Below are 15246 nucleotides of genomic sequence, written 5' to 3'. Positions count from 1 at the left end.
ACCACCGCCTGCACCTGCGCCGCCTGCGCGCTCAACGCGTCGGCATAAGCCAACGTCGAGGCCGGACCAGACCCTGAGGCCAACGCCGCATAGTTGGCCTCCGGCGAAAACGCCGACCACGGATGCACCACCACAATCCCCTAACCCCTACAGGGCCAGGGCCGCCGCTCGCATCGCCTCACTCGCCACCGTGATCCCGGCCGCCACCGACTGCGCATCAGAAAACACCCCCCGCGCCGCGGCATGCTCAGCAGCGGCTCACATACGCCGTTCCCACCGCGGCCAGCGCGGCAGCGAACGCCGCCGAATCAGCATCCACTCCCATCGGCACCACCCCCGCCAACATCGGCGCCCCGCGGCAACCCCAGCACCCTGCTGCGCCGCCAACCCCGCCTGGGCTAGCCCCGAAACCCCCACCACCGCCGGCTCCATCGCAAACACCATCACCCACGACCTCCGACTCACTGCCCGCAGACAAACGTCAGCCGATCCTAACGAACCCAGCGCCAGCCAAGCCCCGAGGCCGGACAAACCGGCTACGCCCGGAGCCGGCAAGCCAAGAGAATTCGAGGGTAAATTGGCGACTTGCCTCAAACCTGGTGCTGGTCTGCCCTTACCATCGCCGGCTGCACCATCGTGGTGTGCTGACCATCATCGGAACCGCTGAGGCTCTCGTCGTCACCGACCACGCCGGCCGGCTACTCAGCCCGGGATCGCTGGCACGCCCACCAACTCCCGCCCGTGGTGGCGCCCTGTCCAGGACCTACCGGCGGGCGCGCCCACTGGTGGTGGTACGAACCCTTCCAACCCCAACCCCAACCACCCAACTAGCGTTGGCTACCCCGGGGCCGGCCACCACCGCCACGGCATCGAAACCCAAATACCATGGGGCATCAAGAAACTCGTTCCGCCACCCGGTCACCCCATCGCGTCGCGGACACCGCAAGCGCCAACCAACCGCCACCCACCCGCGACCTCAAGACCTCCGCAACCCCTGATCAACACCCGGGGTAACAGCGCGCACGAAGGATGACACGCGTGAACTTCGGGAAGTTGCGACCTCGACGTACCAAGCGGTCTCAGTCGATCGGTTGGTTAGCGCTACCGGAGCGCTTCGGGTTCTATAGTCTGCGAGCGTGCTTGCCGTTCGTGATGCGCTGGGACCCGCTCGGGTGCGGCTGCGGGGCGGATCGGTGCTGTCCGAGCTGGACGCGCGGTTCGGTGCGCCGGCTCGGGCAAAGCTGCTCGCCGGGGAAATCCGCGACGGTGACGGCGCGGTGGTCGACGCCGATACGGTGCTGCCGCCGGGGTCTTTCGTCCACCTGTATCGCGATCTGCCCGACGAAGTTCCGGTGCCCTTCGAAATGCCGGTGCTGTATCAGGACGACGACATCGTCGTCGTCGACAAACCGCACTTCTTGGCGAGCATGCCGCGCGGCCGCCATGTCGCCCAGACCGCGTTGGTGCGGCTGCGTTGTGAACTCGGGTTACCGGAGTTGAGCCCCGCGCATCGGCTGGACCGGCTGACCGCCGGGGTGCTGCTGTTCACCACCCGGCGTGAGCTCCGCGGCAGCTATCAGACGCTGTTCGCACGCGGTGCGGTGCGCAAGACCTACCTGGCCCGGGCAGCGGTCAACCCAGCGGTGGCATTGCCGCGTGTGGTCCGCAGCCACATCGTCAAGCGTCGCGGTCAGCTGCAGGCGGTTTGCGAACCCGGCGAGCCGAATGCGGAGACGCTGGTCGAGCTGATCTCACCGGGGGGCTTGTACCGGCTGACGCCGCGTACCGGACGCACCCACCAGCTGCGGGTGCACATGGCGTCACTGGGACTGCCGATCACCGGAGATGCGTTGTACCCCAAGGTGCTCCAGGTGGCTGACGACGACTTCAGCTCGCCGCTGCAGCTACTGGCGAAGCGCATCGAGTTCGACGATCCGCTCACCGGCTCGCGCCGTGAGTTCATCAGCCGCCGAGAGGAAATCTGGTCATGAGTGAAGACAGCGCACTGGTCATCGTCGCCGGGTATCAGGACATTGATTCGGCCCGGCACGATTTCGAGAACCTCACCGGCCGGGCCAACGCCAAGACGCTCCCGCTGCAGGGCGCGGTGCTGGTCGGCAAGGACGACGAGGGCAATCCGGTGCTGCTCGACACCGGGAATCGTCTCGGTCGCCGCGGCGCGGCCTGGGGCGCCGGCGTGGGACTGGCGGTGGGCTTGTTCTCGCCGGCGCTGCTGGCCGCTGGGTTGGTTGGAGGGGCGGTGGGCGCTGCGACCGGAGCATTGGCCGGCACCTTCGCCCACCATCGAATCAAGAGCGGGTTGGCCGACAAGATCGGCCAGGTGCTGTCGGCGGGCAGTGCCGTGATCATCGTCGTGACACCGGCGGCGGGCCGGCTTCCGGTGGAGCAGACGCTTGCCGGTTCGCCGATGAAATCGGTTGCAGAACTGAGTCATTCGACGTTGCGGAGCTTGGGCGCGGCGTTGCAGGAAGCCATGGGCAAGTTCAACCCCGATCGGACGAAGCTGCCGATGCCGCAGCGCAGCTTCGGCGGCACGATCGGGCGCACCATGGCAGAGTCCGTCGGTGACTGGACGATAGTCCCCGGCGCAAGCGCGCCGGACAATGCGCCCAATGTCCTGATCGTGCTGATCGACGACGCCGGGTTCGGCGGGCCGGACACCTTCGGCGGTGGCATCCGGACCCCGACGCTGTCGCGGGTGGCGCAGAACGGGTTGGCCTACAACCGTTTCCATGTCACCGCGGTGTGCTCGCCGACCCGCTCGGCGCTGCTGACCGGGCGCAACCATCACCGGGTGGGCTTTGGATCGGTGTGCGAATTCCCCGGTCCGTTCCCGGGTTATTCGACGGTCAAGCCGCAGAGTTGCGCCGCGCTGCCCCGGATCCTGCGCGACAACGGTTATGTGACCGCGGCGTTCGGTAAGTGGCATCTGACCCCCGACAACGTTCAGGGAGCATCCGGGCCGTTCGACAACTGGCCGCTGGGTTGGGGATTCGACCATTTCTGGGGTTTCCCCAGCGGCGCCGCGGGCCAGTACGACCCGATCATCACCCAGGACAATTCGGTGATCGGCATACCCGAGGGACAACACGGCAAGCCCTACTTCTTCCCCGACGACCTCACCGACAAGGCCGTCGAATGGCTGCACACGGTACGGGCCCAGAGCACCACCAAGCCGTGGCTGCTGTACTACTCGACCGGCGCCACGCACGCACCGCACCACGTGTTCAAGGAGTGGGCCGACAAGTACCGCGGGCAGTTCGACGAAGGCTGGGATGTGTATCGGCAGAAGACTTTTGAACGGCAGAAACAGCTGGGGATCATTCCCCCGGACACCGAACTGACCGAGCGGCCCGAGCTGTTCCCGGCCTGGGACAGTCTGTCGGACACCCAAAAGAAGCTCTACGCCCGGCAGATGGAGGTGTTCGCCGGGTTCTCCGAAAATGCGGACTGGAACGTCGGCCGGCTGCTGGATGCCATCGAGGATCTCGGCGAGGCCGACAACACGCTGGTCTTCTACATCTGGGGCGACAACGGCGCCAGCATGGAAGGCACCAACACCGGCTCGTTCAACGAGATGACGTTCCTCAACGGCCTGGATCTCGACGCCGACCAGCAGCTGGCGCTCATCGAGCAATACGGCGGCATCGAAGCTCTCGGCGACGAGTTCACCGCACCGCATTTCGCCAGCGGCTGGGCGCACGCCAACAACACGCCGTTCCAGTGGGGTAAGCAGATGGCCAGCCACCTCGGTGGCACCCGCGATCCGATGGTGGTCGCCTGGCCGGCCCGGATCCGGCCCGACGGCCAGGTTCGCGGCCAGTTCACCCACTGTATCGACATCGCGCCAACTGTGTTGGCGGCCATCGGGTTACCGGAGCCGACCAGTGTCGACGGCTTCGAGCAGGAGCCGATGGACGGCACCAGTTTCCTGCACACCTTCGACGACCCGGCCGCCGAAGAGCGCCACACCGTGCAGTACTTCGAGAACTTCGGCAGCCGAGCCATTTACCGCGACGGCTGGTGGGCGGGTGCGCGGCTGGACCGGGCGCCGTGGGACCTGTCACCGCAGACGATGCGGCGGTTCGCGCCCGGTGAATACGACCCGGATCAGGACATCTGGGAGCTGTACTACCTGCCCGACGACTTCTCCCAGGCCAAGGACCTGGCGGCCGAACATCCGGACAAGCTGGCCGAACTACGGCAGCTGTGGTGGCAGGAAGCCGAACGCAACCGGGTGCTGCCGTTGCTGGGCGGGCTGGCCGTGATGTTCGGAGATTTGCCACCACTACCCACCACCACCCGATTCGCCTTCCAGGGAGACGTGCAGAACATCCAGCGCGGCATGGTCCCACGCATCTTCGGCCGCTCCTACGCGATCGAGGGACGGCTGCACATCCCCGACAGCGGTGCACAGGGCGTGATCGTCGCCAACGCCGACTTCATGGGTGGGTTCGTGCTCTGGGTCGACGAGCAGCAGCGGCTGCACCACACCTACTCCTTCCTCGGCGTCGAGACCTATCGGCAGGTGTCGACGGAGCCGCTGCCCACCGGCGACGTCACGGCGCGGATGGTGTTCGAAACCGAGCAGCCCGAGGTGGGTTCCGGCGGCAAGGTGACCCTGTGGGCCGGCGACCGATTGATCGGCGAGGGTCGGCTGCCCCAAACGGTGAGCCTGTCGTTTACGTCCTACGCGGGGATGGACATCGGCCGCGACAACGGGCTGGTGGTCGACCGCGACTACGAGGACAAGGCGCCGTACGCGTTCACCGGAACCGTCAAAGAGGTGATCTTCGATCTCAAGCCCGTTCATCCCGATGCCGAGAAGGCGTTGCACGAGCACGCCTCGGTGCAGGCCGTCGGACAGGGCGCCGCGGGTTAGCGCGTCACGTCGATGTGTGGTGCCTGGGGCAATACGCGGCGATGCTCACGCCGACAAAGTACCCGGCGCGATAGCCGTCGAGGTTGCTGCTATTCGTCACGTCAGTAGCGACGTCGGGCTTTTGCCTACCGAGATCGAACTCAAACCTCCTTGATGAGAAGTGCTGATGGCAAAGCCAAGCCGACGACATTGCGATCATCGCACGTCATGTTCGCGACGAGCGAGCTACGGGCGCTGCAGTGCCAACAGCTGGCCGCACGCACGACGGTCACCGCGGCGTTGGCTACCACCCGCGCCGCACCGGCTTCATGGCTGGGCTGAACCGCCAAATCAGCGACCTCGGGGTAGCCGCGCCAACCATATTGAGACCCACTCGGCGGGTTCGCATCGTATGCCGCCGCCCGCCTCCGCGAACCATCTCCGTTTGACCACCGCCCACCGACGAATTCACGGACCAGCCGCCGCGCAGAGCCTCAATTCATCGGTGGATCGCGTCGAAACGTCGACTACCAACTAGCTAGACGTGATGGCTCACGCAACTAATGGCCTGTTGCACGGAAAATCTCACGATGCGGGAGCCGCGAACCTCAGTCGTATTGTGCGCCCCGGAGTTCTTGTAACTACGCATAACTCTTGGCGATTTCCAGATGGCTCGGCGCGAGCGCCAATATGCTGTTTGCGCCTGCCCATCGCCTCCGAAACCCTAGGAAACGCACATGAACTCGTTGGTAGCGACACCGGAATTCATCTCGGCAGCGGCCCAGGAGTTGACAAGTGTCGGGTCGGCCATCGACGAAGCCGTCGCGGCCGCGGCGGCTCCGACCACGCAAGTGGCGGCCGCGGCCGCCGATGAGGTGTCGGCGGCCGTCGCGGCACTGTTCGGAGAACATGCGCTGCGCTATCAGGAGGTGAGCGCCCAGGCGGCGCAGTTTCACGCTCAATTCGTCAACGGCTTGGCGACCGGCGGAGCAGCCTATGCCAACGCGGAGGCCGCCAACGTTGCGCAGACTGTGCTGGATTTGATCAATGCGCCCACGCTGGCGCTGGTGGGGCGCCCGCTGATCGGCAACGGCGCCAACGGGGCCCCGGGAACCGGGCAGAACGGCGGCGACGGCGGCATCTTGATCGGCAACGGCGGGGCCGGCGGGTCCGGCGCGGACGGGGTCAGCGGCGGGCGTGGCGGCAATGGCGGGGCCGCCGGGCTGTTGTTGGGCTCCGCCGGTACCGGCGGAGCCGGCGGAGCTGCTACCGGTGCCGGCGGCGTCGGCGGCACCGGCGGGCAGGGCGGAATGGGCGGGTTGTTCAGCCCGGGCGGAGTGGGTGGCACCGGCGGTGCGAGCACCGGCGGTGCCGGCGGTGGTGTTGGAGGAGCCGGTGGTCTCGGGCTGTTCGGCAACGGCGGCGCCGGAGGCGCCGGAGGACGCGGCATCGTCGGGGACGGTGGGGTTGGTGGTGCCGGCGGGGCCAGCCTCTTCGTCGGCAACGGCGGAACTGGCGGGGCCGGCGGGGGCTCGCCAGCGGCTAACGGGTCGGCAGCGTCAGATGTGTATAAGAGACAGGGGCAAGGGCGGAAACGGCGCGATGCTGTTTGGCAGTGGGGGTGACGGAGGCACGGGTGGGAGCGGTGCCACCTCCGGCAGCGTCACCGGCGGGAAAGGCGGGGCCGGCGGTTCCGCCGGTGTGGTCTACGGCACCGGGGGCGCCGGCGGCTCGGGCGGCGGGGGCGACGGATTCGGCGGCGCCGGCGGTGGCGGCGGCAACGGCGCTGTGCTCTTCGGTGCCGGTGGCGCCGGTGGCGACGGCGGGGCTAGCTTCAACACCGGCGGGGCCGGCGGGACGGGCGGCCGTGGCGGCCTCCTGGGTGGTACCGGTGGCGGCGGCGGTCAGGGCGGGTTCGGCCAGGCCTTGACCGGCGGAGTCGGCGGTGGCGGCGGCAATGGTGGTGTGTTGTCCGGCGACGGCGGGGCCGGCGGTGGCGGCGGCGGCTCGAATATGGGCTCCGGAGGGGCTGGCGGCAGCGGCGGCAACGCCGCCATGCTCTTCGGCACTGGCGGCGGGGGCGGTACCGGCGGCACCTCTGCCACCGCTGCCGGCGGTGGCGGCGGCGCCGGCGGAAGTAGCGGTCGCCTCGCCGGCTCCGGTGGAGCCGGCGGGAATGGAGGCTTCGGCGACACAGCCGGCGGGGCCGGAGGGGCCGGCGGGGCCGCGATCGGGCTCTTCGGCAACGGCGGAGTCGGCGGTGCCGGCGGCGAAAGCGCCACCGCTTCAGGCGACGGCGGCGCCGGGGGTAGGGCCGCCCTGATCGGCGACGGCGGCAACGGCGGCCAGGGTGGATACAACTCTGCAGCTGGTACGCCGGGTGACGGCGGCAAGGGCGGCGACGCCCGGCTGATCGGGACTGGCGGTAACGGTGGCAATCGCGGATTGGGCGGCGGCGGAGGCGCGGTCGGCGGTGCCGGCGGCGCCGGCGGGCTGTTACTAGGGCCAAGTGGGATCGATGGGTTGTGACATTGCTGGCGATGCCGCCACCTGGCCACCGCAGCCGTTCCCGTGCAGGAAGTCCGGCATGCGCAGACTGGGCGGGCAATGTCTTCGCCGGGATGAGTGTCGCGCCATTGGGCGACCACTCGCGGCAGAAACGGGGTCGCGGTGCCTGGATCGCTTTGTGGTTGGTGCCGAGATCATGCCGGTGTCGGCGACCACCGTGACATTGGACAGTTGGTGAGTCGGCCTTGACGGCGTTGATCACCGGCGGCATGGTGGTAGTTCTCAGCCTTGTTGCCCACAAAGACATCGGTCTCGAAGTGCGGCGTGCCCACGTCGTAGAGCACCGGCGGCGCCGGCCCCAGCCCGGCACGCCAAGCACACGCCGACAACGCCTGCCCGAACGCGGGATTGGCGAAATACGGCAGGCGGCGGGTCAGGGTCCGGTAGCAGACCGGCTCGACACCAACCTCACCGAGCGCCCTCAACGAGTCGGCCTTACTCGTCGGCTCGATGATCCTGGCCCGCACCCAATCACGAGACAACTCGCCACCGCCGGCGGCGTGATCGAACCTTAGCTGGCGATACGCCACACACAAGCCGTGCCGCTTGCGAACTCATGACTTCCAAAGTGCACCGGCGATTACGGTCGAGTCCAGACCAAGGTCAAACGTTTCCTGACCCGCGGTCAGCCGCTGGGCAGTAGCGATGGCGCGCTAGGCGGATGCCGTCAGGCTGGGTGACGCCTCGGGCAGAACGCAGCGATGCTCGGGCCGACAATGAACCCGCTCGGTAGCTGTCGCGGTTACTGGTATCAGTCATGTCTGTCGCGTTGTCGCCCTTGCCATCCTTGATCAAGCTCATCACAGGCCTGATGACCGGCAACGATCGCGGCTTGTGGTGTCGCGAAGTTGATGTCCTAGGATTTCAACGCGTTCGGAAACGCCTGATCGACCCCGCCGGCATGCGCGGTCTGGGCTGTCACGCTCGCCAGGCTAAGTGGTCGCGCCCATACTGTAAGTTCGTCGGGGGTTAGCTTGCCTGGTCGCCATTGTTGGAACCTCCCCGCTGAGAATTGCTGCGGCAAGCCGAGCGGCCGATCTCGCGGTCATTGCCCATCGTGATTGAACGAATGAAGTCCGCGAGTGTCGAGACCGTGTACTGATCGGAAACGGTGCTGAATTCACTGAGTTCGGCTCGTCCGGCGAAGCCAGGCCTAATGGCGCAACGGTACCATTCCTACGGCTGCGAGGAAGGCAGCGGCATGGCGGACGATCGCCGTGCCGGCGGCGACCATTTACCTGTACTTCAGGGAATTGAATTGAAAATCAACCGATTTGGTGTCGCGCTGAGTATTCTGGCCACCGCCGCGGTGACGTTGTCGGCGTGTGGTAGTGACAACAATGCTTCCGGCGGAAGCGCGACAACGCGCGGGTCATCGGCGAATGTTTCTTGTGGCGGCAAGCCGACTCTGAAGGCCAGTGGTTCCACCGCTCAGGAAAATGCAATGACCTGCTTTGTCGAGGCTTTCGAACGAGCGTGTCCCCGGCAGTCCTTGACCTACACTGGTAACGGTTCCGGAGCTGGGATCAGCGAATTTACGGGCGGCCAAACCGATTTCGACGGTTCGGATTCGCCGCTGAGCAAGGATGAGTATGCCAAGGCGGAGCGGCGCTGCGGCTCGCCGGCGTGGAACCTGCCGATGGTGTTCGGCCCCATCGCCATCGCCTACAACGTCAACGGTCTGACTTCGCTGAACCTCGACGCTCCGAGTGCAGCCAAGATCTTCAACGGCGGCATCACTACCTGGAACGATCCTGCGATTCAGCCGCTGAACTCAGGTATCGCCTTGCCCGCTAAGCCAATTCGTGTCGTTTTTCGCAGCGACGAGTCCGGGACCTCGGATAACTTCCAGAGATGTCTCGATACCGCTTCGGGCGGCGCGTGGGGCAAGGGCGCCGGAAAGACGTTCAACGGCGGTGTCGCAGGGCAACGCCGGCGCCGCCGCGGCCGTGAAGAGCGGCGACGGGTCGATCACCTACGTCGAATGGTCTGTTCGCGCCCAGGCGCAACACCTGAACACAGCCAAGGTCGTCACGTCGGCCGGTCAAGACCCGGTAGCGATCAGCGCGGATTCGGTGGGGAAGACGATTTCCGCTGCCTGGGTACTCGGGGAGGGCAATGACCTCGCCCTCGACACGATCTCGTTCTACGGCCAAACGAGCCCGGCGCTCCTACCCGATCGTGCTGGCGACGTACGAGGTTGTGTGCTCTAAGTATCCCGATAAGCAAGTCGGTACGGCCGTAAGGGCTTTCCTACAAAGCACGATCGGCGCCGGCCAGAATGGTCTGAAGGACAACGGATATATCCCCATTCCGGACGCGTTCAGCTCGCGATTGTCGACTGCGGTCAATGCCATCTCGTGATCAGAGGTCGTTTTGCCCCGAAGGCCGCCCGCCACTCCGCGGACCGGGATGACGTGGCGGCGCACGTGAGACGACGACGCGCAATGTTCCAGGGTCTTTCTCGCCGTAGTCATCTCCATGTTTCACAGAAATTTTCCCACCTAGCGAGGGTGAGATGCCATGGACTTCATCGCTTTGTCCCCTGAGGTCACGTCGGCGCTAATCCACTCGGGACCTGGAGCGAAATCACTTCTTGAGGCCGCCAATGCGTGGCAGCGGCTACCCGTTGAAATGGAGGAAACGGTTCGCGCCTTTGTCCCGGCGCTGTCCTATGCGGCTGAGGCCTGGCATGGTCCGTCCTCGTCGGTCATGATCGACGCTGTTGGGCCCTACCTCAGCTGGATGCGCACCACCGCGCAGCAGTGCCAGCAGCCTGGGATCCTCGGCGCAGCTCGCCGCAGCGGCATTCGGCTCTACTCTCTCGACGGTGGTTCACCCCTCGGCGGTCAGTGCCAACCGGACCCAGTTGGCAGAGTTGCTGGTCACCACGAATTCGGCAGAAACCTTGTGGCCATCGCCGAGACCGAAGCGCAGTACGAAACCATGTGGGTGAACAATTCGGCGGCCATGTATCGCTATGAGGCAGCCTCGGCGCAAGCTCTCCCGCTGACCCAGTTCGCTTCGCCGCCGTCGATTGTCGATCCGGCGGGGCTGGCTGCACAAGCCAACCTGGAGCCGACCGTTGCCGCCACTGCGGCACCCGCTGCCGCTGTCTCCCCGGTGGATGCGGTATTGCCGACGCTTGGCGTCACCTTCGACCCCAACAGCGGCTGGTTTGGGCTGGCCAACACCTATGCCAACCAATTCATCTCGTGGCTTTCCGATCAACCTCTTTAGTTACTTGGCGCAGAACACTTCGGTCGGCTCAGGCACTGCAGGCTGTGGGCCCCGATATCGCCGCGGGCCTATCCGAAGGGGAATCGGCCCTTGGGGAGACGGCGGAGAGTTTTTCCAGCGCGGTCAGGGCCCTTGGTGGCAGAAGCGCCGACAGCAGCGGTAGGCGTCGGAGTTTCGATGGGCAACCCCACCGCTCCGCCTGCTGTGGTGTGGCTGTTGCCTGCTGCGCAAACGCCGGTGCGGCTTGCGTCGGCGGTGTCGCCGCTTCCTCCGGGGGCGTCCGGTTTCCCCATGCTTCCGCCGCTGATGCCGCCGCCGATCTCGGCAGGCAGTGGTTGGCGCAAGAGGAAGTAACAGAAGAACGAAGATCTTGAATACGGTTTGGAGCTCAAGGGTACGGTGATGCCCCGACCGCCATCAGCGGGATGAGTGGTGATCCCGCCGCCGAAATATCCGAGGTACTCAACCCCGGCGCAGCGGCGGTCGGTAACTTGGCCGTCATGCCCTGGGCGCGATGGTTCTTGTCGCTCGTTCTCGTGGCATGCCTGGCCGGCTGCGGAGAGCGGCACGTATCGGCGGCCCGTTCTCGAGATCAGGCCGGAACATTGCAGTTCGGCGGTTTGAAGCGGGCATATATCGTGCATTCGCCGCCGGGCGCCCCGGTCGGATTGGTGCTCAACCTGCACGGGGGTGGTGGCACCGGCGCCGGACAGCAAAGTCTTTCAGCCTTCGACTCCGTTGCCGACGCCAACAACCTGCTGGTGGTCTATCCCGACGGTTACGACAAGAGCTGGGCCGACGGGCGCGGAGCCTCGCCGGCGGACCGCCGCCATCTCGACGACGTCGGCTTTCTGGTCGCGCTGGTGGGCAAGCTGCAAAGCGAGTTTTCGGTTCCCGCCGGCCACGTCTTTGCCACCGGAATGTCCAACGGAGGATTCATGTCAAACCGGTTGGCGTGCGACCGCGCCGACGTGTTCGCCGCGATCGCGCCGATCGCCGGCACGCTGGGCGTGGGTGTGGCGTGCAATCCGTCGCGGCCGGTATCGGTGATGGAAGCGCACGGCACCGCCGATCCGGTGGTGCCGTTCAACGGTGGGAAAGTGCGCGGCCGCGGCGGTCCCAGCCAAGCCATTTCGGCTGCCAGCATGGTCGACCGCTGGCGCGCGGTCGACGGATGTCAGGGCGATCCCACGATGGATGAACTGCCCAATGTCGGCGATGGAACCGTGGTACGCCGTTATGACTCGCGGTCATGTGTGGCCGGGACCGAAGTGATCTTCTATCGAATCGACAACGGCGGGCACACCTGGCCCGGCGGCAAGCAGTATCTGCCCAAGACGATCGTCGGCAGCACCACGCGCGCCCTCGACGGGTCGCACGCCATTGTGCAGTTCTTTATGTCGCACGGCCGGGCCTAAGGGGGCCTAGCTAGCTGAGGCGTTCGCGCCCGTCGTCGATGAACCGCGGCGCATGAACTTGGATGTTCCTGCGGCACAACCCAACACGATCGGGCAATGCCTGCGAGGACGTCAACAGCAGCGCCACGCCAGGCGCCGCGGCATAGTACTCGGAAAAGCGCCGGAATCGTGCAATTATGGGCAGGATCACATCTTTCGATGGTCAACAAGTTGCCGGGTTGGAGGGCCACAATGTCGTATCTCATCGCCACACCGGACATGTTGACCACAGCAGCCGTAGATGCGGCGGGCATCGCCTCCTCGGTGCGGGCCGCGAACCTGGCGGCGTTGGCACCGACCAGCACGCTGATGGCCGCTGCAGCTGACGAAGTATCGGCGGCGATCGCCTCGCTGTTCTCCGGCCACGCCCAGGAATACCAGGCGCTCAGTGCGCAGGCGGTGGCGTTTCATGAGCAATTTGTGCAGGCATTGAGTGCCGCCAGCGGGGCATATGCGGCCGCGGAGGCGGCCAATGTCAACCCGCTGCAGACCCTCGTTAACGACATCTTCGGTGCGATCAATGCGCCCACGAATTTCCTGTTGGGGCGTCCGTTGATCGGCAACGGGGTTGACGCCATGCCCGGAACCGGGCAACCCGGTGGGGCCGGCGGGATTCTGTGGGGCAACGGCGGCGCGGGTGGGTCGGGTCCGGTGGGTCAGCGGGGAGGGACCGGCGGCAGTGCCGGGTTGGTCGGTAACGGTGGCGTCGGCGGCACCGGCGGTATCGGAGGCGGGGCCGGCGGAACCGGCGGCACGGGCGGCTGGCTGGTGGGCAACGGCGGGGCCGGCGGCACCGGCGGGCTCGGCATAGGATCCATCGCAGCCGGGACCGGTGGGTTGGGCGGAAGAGCATTGTCCCTGTTTGGCGCCCCGGGAGCCACCGGCAGCGTCGGGGAGCATCCGGCGGTGCTGACGGTGTCTCAACAACAGGCCTTTGCTCTGCTTTCGATGGCACCAGATGCGAATTTCCTGTTGATCGGCACGGACGGCACGAATCTGGCCGCAATCCTGGCCGACCCCCTGGGCACCCCGAACTTCCACGCGCTGATGCTGGATAGCGTCACCTCCGCGTCGACGATCGTCGGGCACACCAGCGTCTCCAACCCCTCGTGGACGACCATCCAGACCGGTGTCTGGAGCGAGACGGCCGGCGTGACCAACAATGTCTTTACCCCTTGGACGTACGACACCTGGTCTACCATGTACAACCAACTCGAGGGCACCTGGGGCGATCAGGTCAACACCACGGTCATAGCCAACTGGCCTGTCATCACCGACATCGCCGGCGCCGGATCGTACCCGGCCGACAAGATCGAATTCGTCCCGCAGATCCCGGGCGACACGAACTGGATAGCGACGCAGAACCTGGTCGGCCAGAAGTCCCAGGCGGCGATTCTGGCCGCCGATCCAAACAAGGGCAATCTCATCTTCTCCTACTTCGTAGGTGTCGATGAAAACGCGCACTTGTATGGCGGTGATTCGCCGCAGTACCAAGAGGCCATTCGGAACATGGATTACAACCTTGGTCGGCAACTTCCTACGAGTATGGGCGGTTCAGGCCTGTTGGGAGCGGTAGCCGACTGGGAGGTCGCAAACCCCACCGAGCAGTTCTCCACGCTCGTGGTCACCGACCATGGTGAAAGCGGACCCCAAAACTTCAGCCTCACTCATGGCTTCCAATCACCCCGTGAGACGGCGACATTCCTCATCTTCGATCAGGCCTTCAATGACGGGATCGACGGGTATATCAACAACTCATGGCAAATCGTCAGCACGACGCCGACGATCATGGATCAGTTCGGCATTCCGCCGCTGCCGTATATGCAGGGTGCGCCGCTGACGTCCGCCGTCTTCGACGGCACTTACGTCAATCCCGGCCCCAACTTGTTCAGTGTGCTCAGCGCCGATTTCGCCGGACAGGGCTATCCCGATATCGCGACCAACGTCAGTCTGGGGTCGCGCACGGTCGTGGCCACGATTCCCTACCTCGTCTACTCCCCGATACAAAACATTGTCGATGCGGTGCCCAGCTTCTTACAGCTACCGGTCTCATGGCTCGGCGCCGCCTTCTACCAGTCGCTCAACATCCCCGCACAGATCTGGGTCCGGCTCACCGGCGTGACCGGCAACGACATCATCCCGCCGGTTCTCAACCCCTTCTACCCCTAGGCCGCAGGCAGGCGCCGCTGGGCCTGCCCGAGGTGGCTGCTGGTCGCGATGATCTACCCCGGGCGGCACGCACTATCTGCCAGGCGATCGTCGCGGCCGCCACGCGCGTTTTCGACGGGTCGCAAGCCATTGCGCAGTTCTTTTGGTACGGCCGGGATGAGGTCAGTGCTGGCAGGCCGGGCACCAGAACCGGACCCGCTCGGTGCTGCCACCGGCGTGGAGATATTCGATACAAGTTCCGCAGCGCCGGCACGGTTCGCCGGCTCGTCCGTAGACCCACAGCCGCCGACCGGCCCGGGTGTCGCCGGTGGTGCAGCGACTCCAGCGAAAACGGTTGGCCCACAGCATCTCTCGCGCACGGGTGGCGAGGCGCTGCGGATCGTTGATGGCGCTGACCGGCGCCGTCGGCAGATGTCCGCTGACGAAACACAGCTCGTTGCAATAGACATTGCCGATCCCGGCCAGGACACGCTGATCCAGCAGCGCCTCGGCGATAGGCCGGTCCGGGTCGGCGGCCAGGTTGGCGGCGGCAACCGCAGCATCCCAATCCTCGCCCAAAAGGTCGGGTCCCAGATGCGCGACGACGGCGCCGTCATTGTCACGGTCCAGCAGCTCCAGCATGCCCAGGTCGACACCGACCGCCCGAATGTTGCCGGCCTCCAGAATGATTCGCGCCCGATGATCCACCCGCACCGGGCGCTCGGCAACTCGCCAGCTGCCGTCCATCTTCAAGTGGGAGTGAATGCTGACCCCGCCGACTCTGATGAACAGATGCTTACCCCGACTGAGCACCTCGTCGACCATGTGCCCGCTGAGGTCGACGCTGGCAAACCGCGGCACCCGGATATCGCAGCGGGTCAGCGTCCGGCCGGCCAGCTGTTGCCGCAGTATGGTCGCGGTATGCCAGACCGTGTCACCCTCAGGCATGGT

General features: G+C 65.9%; 8 protein-coding genes and 4 pseudogenes. 8 read left to right on the top strand and 4 right to left on the bottom strand.

Annotation, left to right across the window (positions count from 1 at the left end; all coding sequences use genetic code 11):
• Positions 1 to 590: 590 nt before the first annotated feature.
• The 3 genes and pseudogenes from CDN38_RS30535 to CDN38_RS07845 form a co-directional block, all read left to right on the top strand.
• Positions 591 to 831 (top strand): annotated as a pseudogene (locus CDN38_RS30535) (hypothetical protein); the annotation flags it as partial.
• A gap of 305 nt (positions 832 to 1136) precedes the next feature.
• On the top strand, positions 1137 to 1991 hold the full coding sequence (locus CDN38_RS07850) for an RluA family pseudouridine synthase (RefSeq protein WP_075509216.1): 855 nt from the start codon (positions 1137 to 1139) through the stop codon (positions 1989 to 1991).
• Entirely contained in the window at positions 1988 to 4903 is a 2916-nt protein-coding gene (locus CDN38_RS07845; RefSeq protein ID WP_075509215.1) for a sulfatase-like hydrolase/transferase, read from the top strand. The genes CDN38_RS07850 and CDN38_RS07845 overlap by 4 nt, the downstream gene beginning before the upstream one ends.
• 4 nt (positions 4904 to 4907) lie before the next feature.
• On the opposite strand, the gene CDN38_RS07840 is transcribed toward CDN38_RS07845, so the two are convergent.
• Positions 4908 to 5093, bottom strand: coding sequence for a DUF732 domain-containing protein (locus CDN38_RS07840; RefSeq protein ID WP_233027165.1), 186 nt, complete (start codon positions 5091 to 5093; stop codon positions 4908 to 4910).
• Positions 5094 to 5619: 526 nt separating this feature from the next.
• On the opposite strand from CDN38_RS07840, the pseudogene CDN38_RS33510 reads away from it, so the two are divergent.
• Positions 5620 to 7411 (top strand): annotated as a pseudogene (locus CDN38_RS33510) (PE family protein).
• A gap of 77 nt (positions 7412 to 7488) precedes the next feature.
• Here CDN38_RS33510 and CDN38_RS07830 read toward each other — a convergent pair.
• Positions 7489 to 7989 (bottom strand): annotated as a pseudogene (locus CDN38_RS07830) (IS1634 family transposase); the annotation flags it as partial.
• 212 nt (positions 7990 to 8201) lie between these two features.
• Positions 8202 to 8303, bottom strand: a complete 102-nt coding sequence (locus CDN38_RS30530) for a DUF732 domain-containing protein (RefSeq protein ID WP_267888307.1) — start codon at positions 8301 to 8303, stop codon at positions 8202 to 8204.
• A gap of 405 nt (positions 8304 to 8708) precedes the next feature.
• Between CDN38_RS30530 and pstS the strand changes: the two are divergent.
• From pstS to CDN38_RS32915, 4 genes and pseudogenes are all read left to right on the top strand, one after another.
• Positions 8709 to 9814, top strand: a pseudogene (pstS, locus tag CDN38_RS07825) (phosphate ABC transporter substrate-binding protein PstS).
• Positions 9815 to 9973: 159 nt separating this feature from the next.
• A complete protein-coding gene (locus CDN38_RS30525; protein WP_233026801.1) occupies positions 9974 to 10690 on the top strand; it encodes a PPE family protein in 717 nt (238 codons plus the stop codon).
• Positions 10691 to 11190: 500 nt separating this feature from the next.
• Positions 11191 to 12108, top strand: a complete 918-nt coding sequence (locus CDN38_RS07815) for a CE1 family esterase (RefSeq protein WP_075512631.1) — start codon at positions 11191 to 11193, stop codon at positions 12106 to 12108.
• A 231-nt stretch (positions 12109 to 12339) separates the two neighbouring features.
• Complete coding sequence (locus CDN38_RS32915; protein ID WP_075512604.1) at positions 12340 to 14316, top strand: PE domain-containing protein; 1977 nt, start codon at positions 12340 to 12342, stop codon at positions 14314 to 14316.
• Between the two features lie 162 nt (positions 14317 to 14478).
• Here the strand turns inward: CDN38_RS32915 and nei2 are convergent, their stop codons facing one another.
• Complete coding sequence (gene nei2, locus CDN38_RS07800; protein ID WP_075512605.1) at positions 14479 to 15243, bottom strand: endonuclease VIII Nei2; 765 nt, start codon at positions 15241 to 15243, stop codon at positions 14479 to 14481.
• Positions 15244 to 15246: the final 3 nt, after the last annotated feature.

Source organism: Mycobacterium ostraviense (genome assembly GCF_002705925.1).
Lineage (GTDB): Bacteria > Actinomycetota > Actinomycetes > Mycobacteriales > Mycobacteriaceae > Mycobacterium > Mycobacterium ostraviense.
Note: the sequence above shows the minus strand (reverse complement) of the source record. Positions and strands in the feature narration are given on the sequence as shown.